An 18,179-nucleotide genomic window follows, 5' to 3' on the forward strand; every position below is an offset into this window, starting at 1 on the left:
ATGAATTTATTACAAGTACGTAAAATGATGTTATTTACCGCTCAAAAAATGGTCGAAAGCGAACCCGAATTAACAGCGTTAGATCAGATTGTTGGTGATGGTGATCATGGGATTGGGATGAAACGAGGATTTTCATCTATTATTGAGTTGCTACAAGATGAAAAATTTCAACCGACTGATATAGGTGATTTTTTTATTAAGATTGGCACAAAATTAATGACCAGTATGGGTGGTGCTTCGGGCGCTATATTTGGAACATTATTTAGAACTGGCGGAAAAAGTATTGTTGGCACAATGGAATTGAATTCTGAAGTCTTCGCAAAATTTCTTAACGACGGTTGGCAAGGGGTATATCAACGCGGTAATGCGGAGCCTGGCGATAAAACGATGGTTGATGCATTATCAGCAGCGTCAAAATCAGCCAATGAATTAACCACGCTTCCACTCAATGAAGCGTTGCCAATAATTGCTAAATCAGCGATGGAAGGTGCAGAAAAAACCAAACAAATGATTGCAGTATTTGGGCGTGCCAAAAATTTAGGTGATCGGACTATTGGACATATGGATCCTGGCGCAGTTTCAATGGCATTTATTTTAAAATACATGAATGACTATATTCATATGCAATAAAATTCAAATGTAATAAAGAATAAAATCCGCTGGTCATCGGCGGATTTCTACAAGCGTATGGAGATCCAAAAACAGTCTATCAATCCCCCTATTAAACAACACAAAAAAAATTCTTAAATTAATATTATCAAAATAAATTAAAACATCTGCATTTTATAACGTAATGTTAAGTTATTACGTTATAAAATTAGAGAACATGAAACATTAGTGTTTAAATTTAATTTGTGAAGGATACGCCCAGCGCTGCAACTCTTCGGGTGGAAAACCGCCAGGATCTTTACCATCATTAATAAGTAATGCGTGATAATAAATTTCGGCCATTTCTTCAATATAGGCTGCTTTTAATACGGCCTCATAAGGATCTTTATCAACAGCTATAGCGCCGTGTTTTTCCATTAAAATCGCATCAGCACGCTTAATTGGTTCAATAACACTATGTGAAAGTTCTGTTGTTCCTGGTCTGCCATAAGGCGCAACTGGAATAACACCATCTTTCAAATTAAGGATGGCGCATTCATAAACTACGGCAGGTATAGGCCTTGCGAGTACGGCAAATGAAGTGGCAAAAATAGAGTGCGTATGTGAAATAGCAAAAACATCCTCACGCGCCTTATAAATTTCAAGATGCATTAAACATTCACTGGTAGGTCTTAATCCTGAATCAGCTTCAATAACATTAGCGTCAAGATCCATGACCACAATATCCCGAATTGTTAATAATTTTTTATCAATTGTAGTTGGTGTTACAAGCACATACCCTGTTTGTTTATCTCTAACACTTGAGTTACCCGCTTTATGTTTACATAATCCCCATTCGCTGGATTTTTGTGCCATATCGACAACATATTGCTTTTGAATCTCTAACATTTTATGACTCCTATTTTTGGCAAAATATTCATTGATAGTTTGCAAACAATTTCCAAATTTCGTGGTTATTGTTTGCTTTTCGTATATTTGCAGCTCCTTCATGAAGCTCCAATAATTCATTTAATTGAGCTAAAGCTTTAAGATGTTTTTGTGGATTATTGGTAGCAAGAACAACGATTAAATCGGCATGCATGTAACCACAAATATCAATTTTTTGAGGAAGTTTAAGTAAAGACATCGCAACTTTATTAACACCATCATCAATACCAGCATGGGCAATGATTAAACCATCAACTAACATAATATAAGGTTGTTCAAATTGAATTTTATTAACCATTCTTTCAAGATAATAACGCTCTATGGATTGATTACTTAGAAGTGGTTTTGCAGCTAATTCAAGTGCGTCCTGCCATGAAATATCGGCTGATTGCGCAATATTGATATGTTCTGGTTGCATTAAATCGGCAAGTGATGGAATTTCCTGTTGGGTAATACGTAAAGGGTTGTCATTTACTTCATCGTTATACAGATATGCGGTTAACTCTTTTTGTAAGGCTTTTCTCTCTTTTATATTACTGAACTTTTCAATAATTAACATTAGTTCTTCAACTTGAATTATGCTTGGATCAATTCCTTGTAAAGTACCGATCACCTGATTACGAAAAGCATTTTTATGAAAATTATTAACGGATGGATTAACAATAAATAAAAGTTTATCCGTCGATAAATAGGATGTTGAAAACACAATATCGTAATAATGATTATATTTTTCAAACTCACGTTTAGACATCGCATCGGAAAAATGCAATTCGGGTAGTAAGACCTGCAAAGTTAAATAAAGATAAGTTGAAACCGTTGCACTATTTTCACAGACAACAATCGCAATTTTTTTTGTTTTGATTTGATTTATCAAACCTTCACGAGTTAACCAACCGCCAAATAAAACAGTTATAAAAGCGACTTCTTCATCAGGCATATTACAATGTAAAATTTTTTCAAACGGTGCAATGGCTTTTCGTACCATTTCATGTAAATGACCAAACTCTTGTAATACTATGTCATAGACGCTATTAATATTGGTAATATGATAACGAATTCGATAATACGCAGGTTTCCAATGTTGATAGATGCGTTCAATGAGTTCACTTTTATCCTTAAAAGTGATACAACTAATCTGCTCAAAATTATTAATAACTTCAACCGCACTTTCCAATAATACAGTATCTAAATGGAAATATTTGTCTGATAAAGTTTGGATATTTGAACTTTGCACTAGAATCGTTAAAAAAATTTGTTCATTAAGATCGGTAATACCAAATTTTTCAATCAACTTTTTCATCAATTGAAAATCACGACTATTGGCAACTTCAGCATAATTTTCAGGTAAGTGCTCAATTTTTTTATCGGTTTCAATGCGCTGTAACATAAAACAGATAAAGTAGGTCAGTTCTTGTAACTGCTCATCGGTAAAAATAATTTTTAATTTTTTCTCTATTTCACTAAATACTTGCCCTACTTGTTCTAATCCACCTTGGGTAATAATATCGTTTTCTTTAAATATTTTATCCGCAACGGGCATACTGATAATTCTACGAATCAATTTCAGCAATAAATACCGCTTGTCAATTTCGTTACCAATAATTCTGTAACCATTTTCACGGTCATAACTTATTTGTAGATGATATTGCACTATCATGAGTTGTACTTTTTTAATATCATTAATAACAGTATTTTGGCTAACAGTCAGCGCGGAAGATAAATGTATTAATGAAAATCTTTCGGTCCGAGTTAATAAAAAGAACAAAAGCAAATGGACTCGCTCATCTTCTGAATATATATAACGTCCGATAGCCTTTGAAACAGGTTCATCCCTAAATGTTTCAATGACATGTTTTGGTACACTAAATTTTCCTGTTTTAAAACGTTTAATTAATTCAAGATTAGAAGACTCAAGGAAATCATTAATTTTCTTAAATGTATAACTAAGTTGTTTGCGTGTTAACCCAAATTCAGCTTGAAGTTCTACGCCACTAACACTTGGATTTTGAATCAAGGCATTTAGAACAGTATGAATTCTCTTATCAACAACCATATAACAATTACCTTTTTGTTCGTTGTCTGATGGTAATTATCATTACCATCAGAGATACTAAACACTATTTTCAACGAATGTTTAAATGCTCATTTATCCATTACTTTCAGCTAAATCTTGTATTGTTTCCCTGCGCAGTTCACGGGCATAAAAGAAATATCCTACACACCAATAGACTGCAAAAATTAAGGGTACAAAATAACCTTGCAAACATTGCCAAATAAAAGAAAACGCATAGGTAAAAACCGGTGCATCAATAGAACTATTTGAAATTAATTGATTGGCTGGAATATCAATTGCTTTAGTTGATAATCCTAAATCTGTGATAATAGGCGCAAATTGGGTACCAACAAATAAGAAAAACGGCACACCTATGATTGCTAAAATCACCATTCTCAAAGTATTACCTTTAGTTAAAATATAAGCAGGAACAATAAGAGCAATGTTGATAATGCCAGCAAATGGTAAAAGTTTATTACCCGGTAAAATAACAGCCCAAATTAAAGTAAAAGGAATAGCAACAATTATAGTAAACCAAATCTCACTGGCTCCTCCCATAAATGGCCAGTCCAAACCGACAAACAATTTACGTCCAGCAAAACGCTTATTCATGTAATCACTGATTGCTTCAGAAATTGGCGAAAGTGCCTGCATAAATAATTTAGAAATCATTGGAAATAACATCAATGCAGTAGCAGCTTGCACACCTAACATTAAGATGGCTGCCACATCATAACCGGCAATAATTCCAAAGGTCACACCCAATAAAAAACCAATCACATGATTTTCAGCAAAAATACCAATTTTGGCACGTAATGTTGCTGCATCCATGGGTTTATTTAAAATAGGAATTTTGCGAAGTAATAGATCAAAAGGATAATAAATTGCACTGAAAAATAACATTCGGTGAGTACATGTAACGCCTGGTATACCGGTTAATTTTTCAATACGATGTTGATTAATATCACCAGAATTAAGTTCCAATATGATTTGTAATGTAGCAACAATAAAAGCAAGAGCCAATGCCACAATAGAGCCTAAAATTGGTGTAGCAACGGCGACAACAATAAAAGCTGTAAAAATTTTTCCCCATACATTCCATAAATCAGCGTTAAATGTATCTGTCTTTTTTAAAACGAGCATTAAAATATTGACGCCCACTTGTAAAGGAAACATAAGAAAAGCATACGGCCAAGCCCAAGATACGTTTGCCATAGTTGTCCAACCGCCATCAACAATACTAAGTTCTATGCCTGTGCGTTCCATCATAGTTTGTGCTGCTGAGCCAATGGCGCTTACCATAAAACCGATCAACATACTCATACCAACAAATGCAACACCTAATGTAATAGCGGCTGATGCACCATCTCTAAATTTCATTCGGACAATTAAACCCGCAATGAGCATAATGAAAGGTACAAAAACTGGAGCACCTAAATTTAAAATATAATTTATAATTGTTCCAAGAAAGTCCATAATGCACTCCTATTTACAGGCATCGATAATTTTTTGTAATTCAGTTTCCATATTTATTCCCGTTAAAAATGCAATGCCATTAATCACTGGGATAGGATATTGTTTTTCAATTTTGGTTATCGCTATGTATGCCACGCTACTTTTGATATGAGAATCAACCGATTTGAGATCAACAACTTCGACCTTTATGTCTTCAAGATTTCGTTCTTTTAATAAACGTGTAACCTTACTTGCAACTGTTTGAGATGTAGCAACTCCACTGCCACATGCAACAATAACTTTTTTCATAATGCCTCCTTATAAATTAATATTCGACGTGAGTAGTGTAAAAACTTCATGTTTGTTTTTTGCCTGGAAAAGCGACTCTAAAAAACATGAATTCACAAAGCAGGACATTAATTTTTGCAACAAATCAATATGTCCATTTTTTTCGTTAAACCCGAGTAAAAAAACAAAATTAGCATTTAAAACATGGTCATTATTTGCCATTTCGCACCATGGAATGGTTCCTTTAACTCGAGTAAAAAAGATAAATGGTTTAATCACATGTTCAATGTCAGTATGAGGCATAGCAACTACATAAGGTTCTGTAGGTAGAGCGGTTGGAAATGAAGATTCTCTTTTTTTAATTGCTTCTAAGAAAGAGTCATTAACATATCCTTTTTTTCTTAAAACAGAAAATGTGAACTCAAAAAATTGATTAGTATTTTGGAAGTCTTTATCTAAAAGAATTAAATCTTCAAAAAACATTTGCTCGCTAGATTCATTCCCCATTTCATCCTCCATCATTATGTGATCAGCAAATTTTTAAAATATTAGCCATTTGCTACTGCTAGAATTAAATTAGCATTGTTTAGATGTGATTGATTTTAGGAAATAAAAATAAAAGAAACTAATGGATTTGATACCAAATAGTCGCCATGGTATTGCTCATCATAGGGAGCGTTATAACAACAGTAACAACAATTTTACTGAGCAGAGTTTTATAAATACATTTTTGAGGAAAAATAAAAGATAAATAGATTGATATCCGTCTGCTTTCCACAGACGGAATATGAAAGATAACCAATTTATGACTAATTAATTAGTTTTTGAATGAATGAATTGGAGCCGGAATTCGTCCACCACGATTGATAAAATCACAAGAGGAGAATTTATTTACTGACATCACTGGCGCATGTCCAAGTAACCCACCGAATTCAATATTATCCCCTACTTTTAAACCAACAGCTGGAATAATTCGCACCGCAGTAGTTTTGTGATTAATGACGCCAATTGCAGCTTCATCAGCAATAATTGCCGAGATAGTTTCTGCTGGGGTATCGCCCGGAATGGCAATCATATCAAGCCCTACTGAGCAAACACAGGTCATTGCTTCAAGTTTTTCCAAATTTAATGCACCATTATTTACTGCATCAATCATCCCCGCATCTTCTGATACAGGAATAAAGGCACCGCTTAAGCCGCCCACATGTCCACAAGCCATTACACCACCTTTTTTAACGGCATCATTTAGCATTGCCAGTGCTGCAGTTGTTCCATGAGTGCCAACGGCTTCTAACCCCATTTCCTCTAAAATGTGTGCAACAGAATCACCAATAGCTGGAGTTGGCGCTAAGGATAGATCAACAATACCGAATTTCACCCCTAAACGCTCTGATGCCTCTTTACCAACAAGCTGCCCCATTCGAGTAATTTTGAATGCGGTTTTTTTGATTGTTTCAGCAACAACATCAAACGATTCACCTTTCACTTTTTCAAGCGCTCGTTTTACAACGCCAGGACCGCTGACCCCCACATTAATAACACAATCGGCCTCACCAACACCGTGAAATGCCCCAGCCATAAAAGGATTGTCTTCAACTGCATTAGCAAACACCACTAATTTGGCGCATGCCATACTGCTATTATCTGCCGTTAATGCCGCGGCTTCTTTAATGATCTGCCCCATTAGTTTTACAGCATCCATGTTGATGCCCGTTTGCGTAGAGCCAACATTAACCGATGAGCAGACTCTTTCCGTTTGTGCTAATGCTCGAGGAATTGATTTAATTAAAATTTCATCGCCTTTATGGCACCCTTTTTGTACTAATGCCGAAAAACCACCAATAAAGTTAACACCCACTGCTTTAGCTGCGGCATCAAGTGTTTTAGCGAACTCAACGTAATCTTTATCATCACTCGCACCAGCAATCAGCGAGATAGGGGTAACTGAAATACGTTTATTAATAATTGGAATGCCAAATTCTGAGGTAATCTCATCCCCAACTTTAACAAGATCTTTCGCTAATCGCGTAATTTTTTCATAGATTTTTCGACGCGCTTTTTCGCCATCACTATCAATACAATCCAGAAGTGAAATACCCATGGTAATTGTGCGGATATCAAGTTTTTCTTCCTCAATCATTTTAATCGTTTCGAGGATTTGTTTAGTTTCCATAAGTATTATCCTTTAATAATAAAGTACAAAATTTAGATTATAAACGATGCATCGCATCAAAAATTTCTTCCCGTTGAATATTCACTTTTACTTTTAGTTTGTCACCTGTCTCAGTCAATGCAGTCTTCACATCATCAAATGAAATATTAATTTTAGATAAATCTAGTAACATAATCATGGTGAAATATTCCCCCATAATCGTTTGGCTCACATCTAAAATATTAATATTTAACTCATATAATTTCTGACTGATACCTGCAATAATCCCCGTTTGATCTTTTCCAATTACCGTTAAAATAGTTTTCATAACACTCTCCGCACAAATTTCACACAATCAAAAGATATTTCTTAGGCTAAGTATAATAACATCTTCAAAAATTATCTAAATAGGAGTAGATTGTTTTTTTAATTAAAAAATAAAAACTATCACAATAAATAGAAAGGGCAGAATCATGGTAAATTTCCAAAAATCCAATAAATTGGATCATGTTTGTTACGATATACGTGGACCAATTCTTGAACATGCAAAACGTCTTGAAGAAGAAGGCCAAACTATCCTCAAACTCAATATTGGAAATCCCGCCCCGTTTGGCTTTACTGCTCCAGATGAATTATTAGTGGATGTCATTCGTAATCTACCTACTTCGCAAGGTTATTGTGATTCAAAAGGTCTCTACTCTGCCCGTAAAGCGGTTATGCAATATTATCAATCCAGAGGAATTACTGAGTTAGATGTGGAAGATATCTATATCGGAAATGGTGTTTCAGAATTAATCGTTCAATCCATGCAAGCACTACTTAATAGTGGAGATGAAGTTTTGGTTCCGATGCCTGATTATCCATTATGGACAGCCTCAATTAGTCTATCTGGAGGTAATGCGGTTCACTATCTATGTGATGAAGAGGCTAATTGGTCACCCGATCTAGAAGATATTAAGCGTAAAATCACTTCCAAAACCAAAGGAATTGTGATTATTAATCCTAACAATCCAACCGGTGCAGTTTACAGTAAAGAGGTGTTACTTGAGATTGCCGAAATTGCTCGACAGAATAATTTGATTATTTTTGCTGATGAAATTTACGATAAAATTTTATTTGATGATGCTGTTCATCATTCAATCGCAGCTCTAGCACCCGATCTTTTTGTCATAACCATGAGCGGTTTATCAAAAACGTATCGAGCAGCAGGATTCAGACAAGGATGGATGGCACTTTGTGGGCCAAAACAGCACGTTAAAGGCTATATTGAAGGTTTAAACATGCTAGCTTCAATGCGTTTATGTGCAAATGTGCCACTGCAACATGCCATTCAAGCGGCTTTAGGGGGGTACCAAAGTATTAATGAGTTTATCGTACCCGGCGGACGACTCTATGATCAATGTATGCTGGCATGGCGATTACTCAATGATATCCCTGGCGTATCATGCACTAAACCACAAGGTGCTTTATATTTATTCCCAAAACTTGATCAGAAAAAATTTAATATTCATAACGACCAAAAATTAGTTTTAGACTTTTTGTTACAACAAAAAGTATTACTGGTACAAGGAACCGGATTTAACTGGCATCAACCCGATCATGTTAGGATTGTCGCCTTACCCCATACAGGTGAACTTGAAGACGCGATTGAAAGATTCGCTAAATTCCTATCTACCTATAAACAATAAAATACATAATAACCCCAGTCCTCACTGGGGTTAATGATAGAAATATTTTAAATTCAGTTATAAACCACATCTAACTTTTAAAGTGTTTTCTTGTTTTCTACTTGTCCAATATTAAATCTTAATACTGTTAGTAGATTTTTATAAATAAAATTTATTTTGTTGTCATTGAGTAAGACTAATTATTTCCACCATATAACTTTCGCCATACTCATCTTGAATATACTGAATTTCAGAAAATAACCATATATTACTTAATAGGTTAGAAGAAAAGGGATAAGGTTACTGACGATAATTTTGTACTAATTTAGAAGTGTAATTGCATAAAAGTTATATAAAAAAACGCCATGAATGGCGCTTTTTAATATTAGGTGGTTTTTATTTTTTTATTTGTGCAAGTTTTTTGCGAATATTTGCTGCTCTTGATTTAGAAGATGGATGACTACTCAATATTGAAGAGTCTCCACCACCTAATTTATCAAATGCAGTAGCAAGTCCTTCTGGATTAATTTTTTTCTTAACTAAGAAATCAAATGAATAATTATCAGCTTCTTGTTCTTGTTTTTGTGAGAATTGAGAATTAATTACTGCTGATGCTAAAGCACCTAATTTAGATTTAGATATTGAAGCAATTGCAGCATTACCAGACGCAGCGGCTGCATCTTGAGCAATTTCAGTTGCATAAGCAATTTGCATCGCTTTTTTACTATGACCTAAAGCAACATGACCTAATTCATGACCTAAAACACCTTGAATTTCATTATCTGTCATCAAATCCATTAAACCACTATAGACACGCACGCAACCGTTCGCCATTGCCCAAGCATTAACATCTTTAGTGATATATACTCTATAATTAATTGGTGTACCATCAACGTTGTTACCTAAAGCTTTGACGATTTTGTTTAACCTTTTAGAGTAAGCGTTTTTTGCTGAAGCAACTTTTGACTGAGCATCCATTTGTGCACAAGCATCTTTACTTAATTGTTTAACATCATTGTCACTTAATGTTGCAGCTTGAAGACCTTTCATTCCTAGGTTAGCTAAATCATCTGGATTCATATTACAGCCAGTTAGGGACATAGCTGCGACTAAAGGTAATGCAACTAATAATGTTTTTTGATGTTTTTTCATAATATTTTCCTTATTTAAATAATTATTTATATCCATCTAAACTAAGTTAAGTTAGACGCAGAAATTTTAAACTAACTTTAATAATAATCAATAAATAATTACTTGTTTTATAACTTGAAAAATAATTACTTGATTACTCAGTATATGAGATTTAGACTAATCACCCATTTTTTAAGGTACAAATTTATGCAATTATCTGATTTCGATTTTACACTTCCTAAAGAACTCATTGCCAAATATCCAGCAGAAACGAGAAGTGCATGCCGGCTTTTATCACTTGATGGAAAAACAGGTAACACTAACCATGGTTTTTTTACTGACATTGTCGACAAAATTAATCCAGGCGATTTGCTTATTGTTAATAACACTAGAGTCATACCTGCTCGCGTTTATGGAAAAAAATCATCTGGCGGTAAAATTGAAATACTTATTGAACGATTATTAGATGGGAATCGTGCACTTGCACATGTAAAAGCGTCAAAATCGCCTAAAGAAGGCGCTGAATTAATATTAGGAGAAGACTCATCGGTTACTGTAACGATGGTCGCTCGTCATGATAGCCTTTTTGAATTACAATTTCCGGACGATGTACTTACTATTTTAAATAAAATCGGTCATATACCTTTACCACCTTATATTGACAGACCTGATGATGACCAAGATCGTGAAGTTTATCAAACCGTATACAATAAAGTACCGGGAGCGGTTGCAGCACCTACCGCTGGACTTCATTTTGATGAAAGCTTATTAGAAAAACTGAAACAAAAAGGCGTTGAAATGGCATTTGTCACTTTACATGTTGGCGCAGGGACATTTCAACCAGTAAGAGTTGAGAATATCGAAACTCATGTTATGCACGCAGAGTATGCGGAGGTTACAGAGGAAGTTGTTAAAGCGGTATTAGCCTGCAAAGCCAGAGGTAATAAAGTCATCGCTGTGGGAACTACCTCGGTTAGGGCTCTTGAAAGCGCAGCACAAAAAACTGGGGAAATTGCTCCTTTTTTTGCTGATACACAGATATTTATTTACCCAGGCTACCACTTTAATGTTATTGATTCACTGATCACAAATTTTCATCTACCCGAATCAACATTAATTATGCTTGTATCAGCATTTGCAGGATATGAAAATACGATGAATGCTTATCAAGAAGCGGTTAAGCAACAATATCGATTTTTTAGTTATGGTGATGCAATGTTTATCACTAAACAATCGAATGAATCACTCTAAAATTTTATCAACATTTAATGGAAAGTTGCCTAATCAAGCTGATATGGCAAATTTGGTTGGTAACTTTTCCATTTAACCATTTTAATTACCTATTTATGCTTTAATTTATCTAAAATATTATTCTTGCGATGCAAATTTGACGGATGAGATGTCGGATATTCTGATGCATGAATGGGCATTTTAGATAACATATTTACCAAACCTATGGGATCAATTTTTTCTTTTAATAAAAGATTCAAAGCATATTCATCTGCCTCAACTTCATACTGTTGCGCAATTTCTTGTTTTACCATAATAATAATTTCATTGGCTTTATCGGTAATTTCGATATAAGGAGCCTGTCGAAATGATTTTATAGCATGTTTAAGTGCAATATGTCCTTGTTCATGCGCCAATACGGCTTGCAATTCATTATCTGTTAATAATTTAATCAATCCACTATTCACTCGAATACATCCATTTGCAGTTGACCAAGCATTGGGTTCCGTATTCAAATAAACCTTATAATTTATTTCGTTATTATTAATATTGTTAGGCAATGTTTTAGCGATTTTATTTAAGCGTTTACTTAAAGCATGATTATTGGCTGGAATTGTCGCCCTATGATCCATTTCATTACACGCTTGTTGACTAATAGCAAGTATGTCTTGTTCGGATAAAAATTTTACTGCTTCAGACGGTATCCGTTTAGCTGTACGAATGTTTGTATGATTTTGACATGCGGTCGACAAAAATATCAATAATAATGAAAATATCAATATAACATAGTTCACAATTCTTAAAATCCTTTCAAAAGTTGTTAATTCAAGTCAAGCACGATAAACTATCCGCCGCAATGTAATAGTACACAACGCATTATATCAATAATTCGCGCCAAACTGTTTATTTGGTCGCAAGAGGTAAATAAATGAAATTTGAATTAGATAATACCGACGGCTTAGCTCGTCGTGGACGTATGAAATTCGATCGTCGTGGAGTCGAATATACGGTAGAAACTCCTGCATTTATGCCTGTCGGAACTTATGGAACGGTAAAAGGTATGACACCTGAAGAAGTTGCCGCAACAGGAGCTCAAATCTTATTAGGCAATACCTTCCATTTATGGCTAAGACCTGGTCAAGAAATCATGCGTAAACATGGTGATTTGCATGATTTCATGCAATGGCATGGTCCAATCTTAACAGATTCAGGTGGTTTTCAGGTATTTAGTTTAGGCGATATTCGAAAAATTAAAGAAGAAGGCGTCTATTTTAGGAATCCAATCAATGGAGATAAAATCTTTTTATCACCAGAAATTTCCATGGAAATCCAATATGATCTTGGTTCTGACATCGTCATGATATTTGACGAATGTGCGCCATTTCCTGCCGACTGGGATTATGTGAAAAAATCAATGGAGATGTCACTACGTTGGGCCAAACGCAGCAGAAAACGCTTTGATGAGTTAGGCAATAAAAATGCCCTATTTGGTATTGTTCAAGGTGGTATACATCAAGAATTACGTGACATATCAATTAAAGGATTAACAGAAATTGGGTTTGATGGTTATGCTGTTGGAGGCCTTGCCGTTGGCGAACCAAAAGAGGATATGCATCGTATATTGGAAGGCACATGCCCACAATTACCTGCTGATAAACCACGTTATTTGATGGGGGTTGGTAAACCAGAAGATTTAGTGGAAGGCGTACGTCGTGGCATCGATATGTTTGACTGTGTAATGCCAACTCGTAACGCACGCAATGGTCACCTATTTGTAACTGATGGTGTAATCAAAATTCGTAATGCCAAATATAAAGATGATACAACACCGCTGGATCCTCATTGTGATTGTTACACATGTAAAAATTACACAAAATCTTATCTACACCACTTAGATAAATGTGGGGAAATTTTAGGCGCACGATTAAACACCATTCATAATTTGCGTTATTACCAACGCCTAATGGCAGAGATTCGTGAAGCTGTGGCAAATAAACGTTATGAAGAATTTGTTATCGAATTTTATCAACGTATTGGTAAAAAACCTGCCCCATTCACAAAATCTGAAAATAACTAGTATATTTTTTTAGGTAAGTATTGACACTTTTTAGTTAGCGCAGTATTATGCGCTTCCTAACGGCGAGTAGCGCAGCTTGGTAGCGCAACTGGTTTGGGACCAGTGGGTCGGAGGTTCGAATCCTCTCTCGCCGACCAATTTTAAATAAAAAAGCTTACTCATTGAGTAGGCTTTTTTGTTATCTGCTCTTTGAGAGGATGAGAACCGACCAGAGGTTCGAGCCAATCTTAATAATTCTAATTATCTTTCTTAATAAAGCTAATTAAACACTCGCCCGCATTCGAATGACTGGTACAAACGCTGACAAATCCATTTCATTTGTTACTTTTTTATTCTTTAAATTATCTAATAGCAGAGTGGCTGTATATTCACCGATTTCTTTATACGGTAAAGCGACTGTTGTTAATGCGGGAAAGCTCACTTGGCTAAACTCATTATCACCAAAACCACTTACGGCTAATTGATAAGGTACTCGAATATGTCGACGCTGACATTCATACAGTACCCCACAAGCTAATTCATCTGTCGTACAAATTAATGCGTCTAGTTCTGGCCAATTTAATAACATATCGGGTAACAACTCACTTCCTGTACTAAAATTGGCTGGTTTAGCTGCATTAATAACTCGATGTGTAGGGAGATGATAAGCTAACATAGCTTTATACCATCCGTGTAAGCGTTGTTGAAAAATTTGATATTCTTGGTTAGCACAAAGTAACCCAATATGTTGATAACCTTTTTTAATGACATGTTCAGTGAGCATATACATAGCCAAACTATCATCTATTCCAACATTTATATTAGTTAATCCACCATAATCTTTACCAATATTCAAAATAGGAACAATTTTATTTTGCACAATTTGCTTAATAAAACTTTCATCTTCAACTTGAAATAGCAATATAGCTTCAAGGTTATGACTATATAAAGCATCTAACATTTGCGATTCAAATTTATAGTAATGATAAGATTCAATAAGTAAGGTAGTATACCCCTCTTTTGCCAAGTGTGTTTGAAGTGAATTTAACCATAATTGAGCGGAATGATCATATATTTTAGGTGTGATAACAGCAATGACTCGATTTGCCGATGCAGAGGCTAGCAAACTTGCAGCAACATTAGGTTTATATCCTAAAGCATCGACAGCAATTTGAATTTTTTGGCGAAGTTTATCTGAAACGCGATCTGGAGTTCGTAAAGCTCTAGATACGGTCATCGTTCCGACACCCGCATATTTTGCAACATCGAATAAAGTAATCTGTCCTGTAGTTTTACGCTTCTTTATTTCTTGCATCTTTCATTCCGATTAAATTTAATCTTAACTTTTTTAAATAAATCTTATATTAGTGGTAGCAAAGCAGAAAAAATCGATAATAGACAATTAATAATAGAAAAGTGTGATACAATCACTTCGAAATCACTCTCATTTCTATAATACTATTACGTCTAAATAACTATTTTATAATCGTTATATCAAAAATGTTACTTTCATCACAAAATGAGAAAAATTTTCATCAACTTTGATAGCGCTATCACATTTCTAATATTTTTTTATTTCTATTCTTATTTAGTATGTTATTTTTTAAACTAACAATTGATGATATCAGGTTTAATGGAGGAAAAATGTTAGGTAAATGGTTAACCAGCCAAACAGTCAATATTGTTGATTCTGTTGAAGATTGGAAAGAAGCGATACAAATTTGTGCAAAACCATTATTAGAAAATAATGCCATTTCGCCAAATTATGTCCAAGCAATTTTTCAATTACATGAATCAATTGGACCTTACTACGTATTGGCACCGGGTATCGCTATGCCGCATGCTAGACCAGAGCAAGGTGTCAATCAACTGGGCTTATCTATGTTACTGGTCAAACAAGGAGTGAAATTTAATTCATCAGAAAATGACCCCGTATATTTAATTACTTTATTAGCAGCCAGTGATAATACAAGCCATATTGAAATGTTAACTCAATTAGCTGAGCTGTTTGGTGAATCAAACGATATGCAGACAATTTTTAATGCACAAAATAGTGATCAAATTTTAGCTGTGATCAATCGTTATTAAATTTAATAAAACTAAGAAAAGGATAAATAAAATGAAAATTATGGCAGTTTGTGGTTCAGGTCTTGGTAGCAGTTTTATGGTTGAAATGAATATCAAAAAAGTTCTAAAAAAATTAAATATTGATGCAGAAGTAACGCATGCAGATCTTGCCTCAGCAACCCCAGAACAAGCTGATTTATTTGTTATGACTAAAGATTTAGCAGACAGCTCTGGCATTCCTAGCGATAAACTAGTAGTTCTAAATAATATAATTGATATCAATGATTTGGAGTCCAAACTCGTTGAACATTTCGCTAAGCAATAGTTAGATAATGAGGTGTTGCGATGATTCAAGAAGTCGTTAAATTTATCGTTGATATTTTAAAAGTACCGGCCGTATTAGTTGGTATGATTGCTATGGTTGGGTTAATAGCCCAACGCAAATCCTTTGCTGATACAGTAAAAGGAACCGTTAAAACTATTTTAGGATTTTTAGTTTTAGGCGGTGGTGCAAGCGTACTTATTAGTGCGATTACACCATTAGGTATGATGTTTGAAGAGGCTTTTAAACTACAAGGCATCATCCCTAATAATGAAGCTATCGTATCCATGGCATTAAATGAATATGGTGCAGCAACAGCATTAATCATGGCTTTTGGAATGATTGCTAATATTGTGGTTGCGCGTTTTACATGTTTAAAATTTATCTTTTTAACTGGACATCATACCTTTTATATGGCGTGTATGATCAGCATTATTCTAACGGTTGCGGGTTTTGAAGGTTGGCAATTAGTCTTTACTGGAGCCCTAGTACTTGGGCTAATTATGGCGTTTTTCCCTGCAATGGCTCAACCATATATGCGTAAAATCACAGGAAATAATGATGTAGCATTTGGTCACTTTGGCACCTTAGGTTATGTATTGGCAGGAGCGCTTGGTCAAGTCGCTGGTAAAAACTCTCGCTCAACAGAAGAGATGAATTTACCTAAAAATCTAAGTTTCTTGCGTGATAGCTCAATTTCAATTTCATTAACAATGATGATAATCTATTTGATCCTTGCCGTTTTTGCTGGACCTGATTATGTCCAAACAAATTTAAGTAAGGGGGATAATTACCTAGTTTATGCAATTATCGAAGCAATTACCTTTGCTGCTGGGGTATTTATTATTCTACAAGGCGTACGGTTAATTCTTGCTGAAATTGTTCCAGCATTTACAGGTTTTTCAGAAAAACTCGTGCCGAATGCCAAACCAGCCTTAGATTGTCCAGTTGTTTTCCCATATGCACCAAACGCTGTATTAATTGGTTTTTTATTTAGTTTCCTTGGTGGATTAGTTGGTCTATTTGTATTAGGTCAATTAAATGCTGTACTAATTTTACCTGGCGTAGTTCCTCATTTCTTCTGTGGTGCAACTGCTGGTGTTTTCGGTAATGCTATGGGCGGACGTCGAGGTGCAATGCTTGGCGCATTTGCTAATGGTTTATTAGTCACATTTTTACCTGTACTTTTATTACCTGTTTTAGGTTCGCTTGGTTTTGCTAATACGACTTTCTCTGATGTCGATTTCTGTGGTATTGGTATTATTTTAGGTAATATGGCTAAATGGTTTAACAAAGATATAATAATGATTATTATTGTTGCTATTTTTGCTCTTCTGGTTATCCACAACTACATGTTAAAAAATAAGAAAACTGCAAATGATTAAGCTTAAAATTTTTTAATTAATTTTAAGTAACAATTAAATTACCAGATCAAATGATCTGGTAATTTTTTATAATTAACGCTAAAGATAAAACTAAAAATATAATTCTTTAATTAAGTAAAGTTTATGTTATTCTTAAAGTTATATTAACACAGAATTGGTTGTACTCTCTTAAAGGAATAATTAATGACAAATACCAATCAACAAAGTATCTTTGTCAATGAACATATTCATTTAGTGCCATCGGATCGACAATATTCATCTAAGTTATACAATATTATTGATGTTAATCGTGATAATTTTAGTCAATTTATGGCTTGGCCTAAGTTTGTCAATAATGAAGCAGACACATCAAATTTTTTAGATAATTGTTCAGTTGAGCACCAAAAAGATATTACCAAAACTTATGTAATTTTACTGGATAATAATCCTGTCGGCTTATTGTCTTTTAATCGAATAGATAAAAACAATAAGACAGCCTATATTGGTTATTGGCTCGATAGCCAAGCAGAAGGTAAAGGTATTATGACACAAGCAATTCAAGCACTTACTCACTACTATGCATCACAAAAAATAATTAAACGATTTGTTATTAAATGCTCAGTGGATAATCCTAAAAGTAATGCGGTTGCTAAGCGATGCGGTTTTAGTTATGAAGGAACACTTAAACAGGCTGAATATTTAAATGGAATTTATCATGATCAAAATATTTATGGTCTAATTTCAATGTACCTTTAAAATTGTCACCAAATTATAACAAAATAATTCCTCACTAACTTTATATTAAATATTTTATTACTGATTAAATTAAAAGGCCTGACTCCGGTTAATATCGAAATC

Annotated in this window: 18 protein-coding genes and 1 tRNA gene; 9 read left to right on the top strand and 10 right to left on the bottom strand. The window is 34.5% G+C overall.

Annotated elements, in window-relative coordinates; all coding sequences use genetic code 11:
- On the top strand, positions 1–630 hold the full coding sequence (dhaL, locus tag AC5LW9_RS13030) for a dihydroxyacetone kinase subunit DhaL (protein WP_086326828.1): 630 nt from the start codon (positions 1–3) through the stop codon (positions 628–630).
- A 204-nt stretch (positions 631–834) separates the two neighbouring features.
- Here the strand turns inward: dhaL and AC5LW9_RS13035 are convergent, their stop codons facing one another.
- The 7 genes from AC5LW9_RS13035 to AC5LW9_RS13065 all read right to left on the bottom strand — a co-directional run bounded on the left by AC5LW9_RS13035 (position 835) and on the right by AC5LW9_RS13065 (position 7,812).
- Positions 835–1,497 (bottom strand): class II aldolase/adducin family protein, encoded by a 663-nt coding sequence (locus tag AC5LW9_RS13035; RefSeq protein WP_411628510.1) that lies wholly within the window; start codon positions 1,495–1,497, stop codon positions 835–837.
- Positions 1,498–1,525: 28 nt separating this feature from the next.
- Positions 1,526–3,589, bottom strand: a complete 2,064-nt coding sequence (locus tag AC5LW9_RS13040) for a BglG family transcription antiterminator (RefSeq protein WP_198228687.1) — start codon at positions 3,587–3,589, stop codon at positions 1,526–1,528.
- A 93-nt stretch (positions 3,590–3,682) separates the two neighbouring features.
- Positions 3,683–5,065 carry a PTS galactitol transporter subunit IIC gene (locus tag AC5LW9_RS13045; protein ID WP_198228688.1) on the bottom strand — a complete coding sequence of 461 codons (1,383 nt, stop codon included), beginning with the start codon at positions 5,063–5,065 and terminating at the stop codon, positions 3,683–3,685.
- Between the two features lie 9 nt (positions 5,066–5,074).
- Positions 5,075–5,353, bottom strand: coding sequence for a PTS sugar transporter subunit IIB (locus tag AC5LW9_RS13050; protein ID WP_039129500.1), 279 nt, complete (start codon positions 5,351–5,353; stop codon positions 5,075–5,077).
- A 9-nt stretch (positions 5,354–5,362) separates the two neighbouring features.
- Positions 5,363–5,839 (bottom strand): PTS sugar transporter subunit IIA, encoded by a 477-nt coding sequence (locus AC5LW9_RS13055; protein ID WP_198228689.1) that lies wholly within the window; start codon positions 5,837–5,839, stop codon positions 5,363–5,365.
- Positions 5,840–6,149: 310 nt separating this feature from the next.
- A complete protein-coding gene (locus AC5LW9_RS13060) occupies positions 6,150–7,505 on the bottom strand; it encodes a PFL family protein (protein WP_493456028.1) in 1,356 nt (451 codons plus the stop codon).
- Positions 7,506–7,542: 37 nt separating this feature from the next.
- Positions 7,543–7,812: an ACT domain-containing protein gene (locus AC5LW9_RS13065; protein WP_493456029.1), complete on the bottom strand. Its 270-nt coding sequence runs from the start codon at positions 7,810–7,812 to the stop codon at positions 7,543–7,545.
- 145 nt (positions 7,813–7,957) lie between these two features.
- Here AC5LW9_RS13065 and AC5LW9_RS13070 point away from each other — a divergent pair, with 145 nt between their 5' ends.
- Positions 7,958–9,172, top strand: coding sequence for a pyridoxal phosphate-dependent aminotransferase (locus AC5LW9_RS13070; RefSeq protein ID WP_493456030.1), 1,215 nt, complete (start codon positions 7,958–7,960; stop codon positions 9,170–9,172).
- Positions 9,173–9,547: 375 nt separating this feature from the next.
- On the opposite strand, the gene AC5LW9_RS13075 is transcribed toward AC5LW9_RS13070, so the two are convergent.
- Entirely contained in the window at positions 9,548–10,303 is a 756-nt protein-coding gene (locus AC5LW9_RS13075) for a M48 family metalloprotease (RefSeq protein WP_198229126.1), read from the bottom strand.
- Between the two features lie 186 nt (positions 10,304–10,489).
- Here AC5LW9_RS13075 and queA point away from each other — a divergent pair, with 186 nt between their 5' ends.
- Positions 10,490–11,533, top strand: coding sequence for a tRNA preQ1(34) S-adenosylmethionine ribosyltransferase-isomerase QueA (gene queA, locus AC5LW9_RS13080; RefSeq protein WP_493456031.1), 1,044 nt, complete (start codon positions 10,490–10,492; stop codon positions 11,531–11,533).
- Between the two features lie 89 nt (positions 11,534–11,622).
- On the opposite strand, the gene AC5LW9_RS13085 is transcribed toward queA, so the two are convergent.
- Positions 11,623–12,306, bottom strand: coding sequence for a M48 family metalloprotease (locus tag AC5LW9_RS13085; protein ID WP_493456032.1), 684 nt, complete (start codon positions 12,304–12,306; stop codon positions 11,623–11,625).
- A gap of 134 nt (positions 12,307–12,440) precedes the next feature.
- Here AC5LW9_RS13085 and tgt point away from each other — a divergent pair, with 134 nt between their 5' ends.
- On the top strand, positions 12,441–13,589 hold the full coding sequence (gene tgt / locus AC5LW9_RS13090; RefSeq protein ID WP_065738437.1) for a tRNA guanosine(34) transglycosylase Tgt: 1,149 nt from the start codon (positions 12,441–12,443) through the stop codon (positions 13,587–13,589).
- 60 nt (positions 13,590–13,649) lie between these two features.
- Positions 13,650–13,726: transfer RNA gene (locus tag AC5LW9_RS13095), tRNA-Pro, on the top strand.
- A gap of 125 nt (positions 13,727–13,851) precedes the next feature.
- Here the strand turns inward: AC5LW9_RS13095 and AC5LW9_RS13100 are convergent.
- Positions 13,852–14,883 carry a LacI family DNA-binding transcriptional regulator gene (locus tag AC5LW9_RS13100; RefSeq protein ID WP_198229122.1) on the bottom strand — a complete coding sequence of 344 codons (1,032 nt, stop codon included), beginning with the start codon at positions 14,881–14,883 and terminating at the stop codon, positions 13,852–13,854.
- A 329-nt stretch (positions 14,884–15,212) separates the two neighbouring features.
- On the opposite strand from AC5LW9_RS13100, the gene AC5LW9_RS13105 reads away from it, so the two are divergent.
- The 4 genes from AC5LW9_RS13105 (at position 15,213) to rimL (ending at position 18,077) form a co-directional block, all read left to right on the top strand.
- The gene (locus AC5LW9_RS13105; protein ID WP_198229121.1) at positions 15,213–15,656 is read left to right on the top strand and encodes a PTS sugar transporter subunit IIA; all 444 of its coding nucleotides are present in this window, start codon (positions 15,213–15,215) and stop codon (positions 15,654–15,656) included.
- A gap of 31 nt (positions 15,657–15,687) precedes the next feature.
- Positions 15,688–15,960: a PTS sugar transporter subunit IIB gene (locus AC5LW9_RS13110; RefSeq protein ID WP_025314594.1), complete on the top strand. Its 273-nt coding sequence runs from the start codon at positions 15,688–15,690 to the stop codon at positions 15,958–15,960.
- Between the two features lie 20 nt (positions 15,961–15,980).
- The gene (gene ulaA, locus AC5LW9_RS13115; RefSeq protein WP_198236697.1) at positions 15,981–17,342 is read left to right on the top strand and encodes a PTS ascorbate transporter subunit IIC; all 1,362 of its coding nucleotides are present in this window, start codon (positions 15,981–15,983) and stop codon (positions 17,340–17,342) included.
- A 183-nt stretch (positions 17,343–17,525) separates the two neighbouring features.
- Positions 17,526–18,077, top strand: a complete 552-nt coding sequence (gene rimL / locus AC5LW9_RS13120) for a 50S ribosomal protein L7/L12-serine acetyltransferase (RefSeq protein WP_493456033.1) — start codon at positions 17,526–17,528, stop codon at positions 18,075–18,077.
- Positions 18,078–18,179: the final 102 nt, after the last annotated feature.

It is taken from the genome of Gilliamella sp. LMG 34360, from assembly GCF_984568995.1.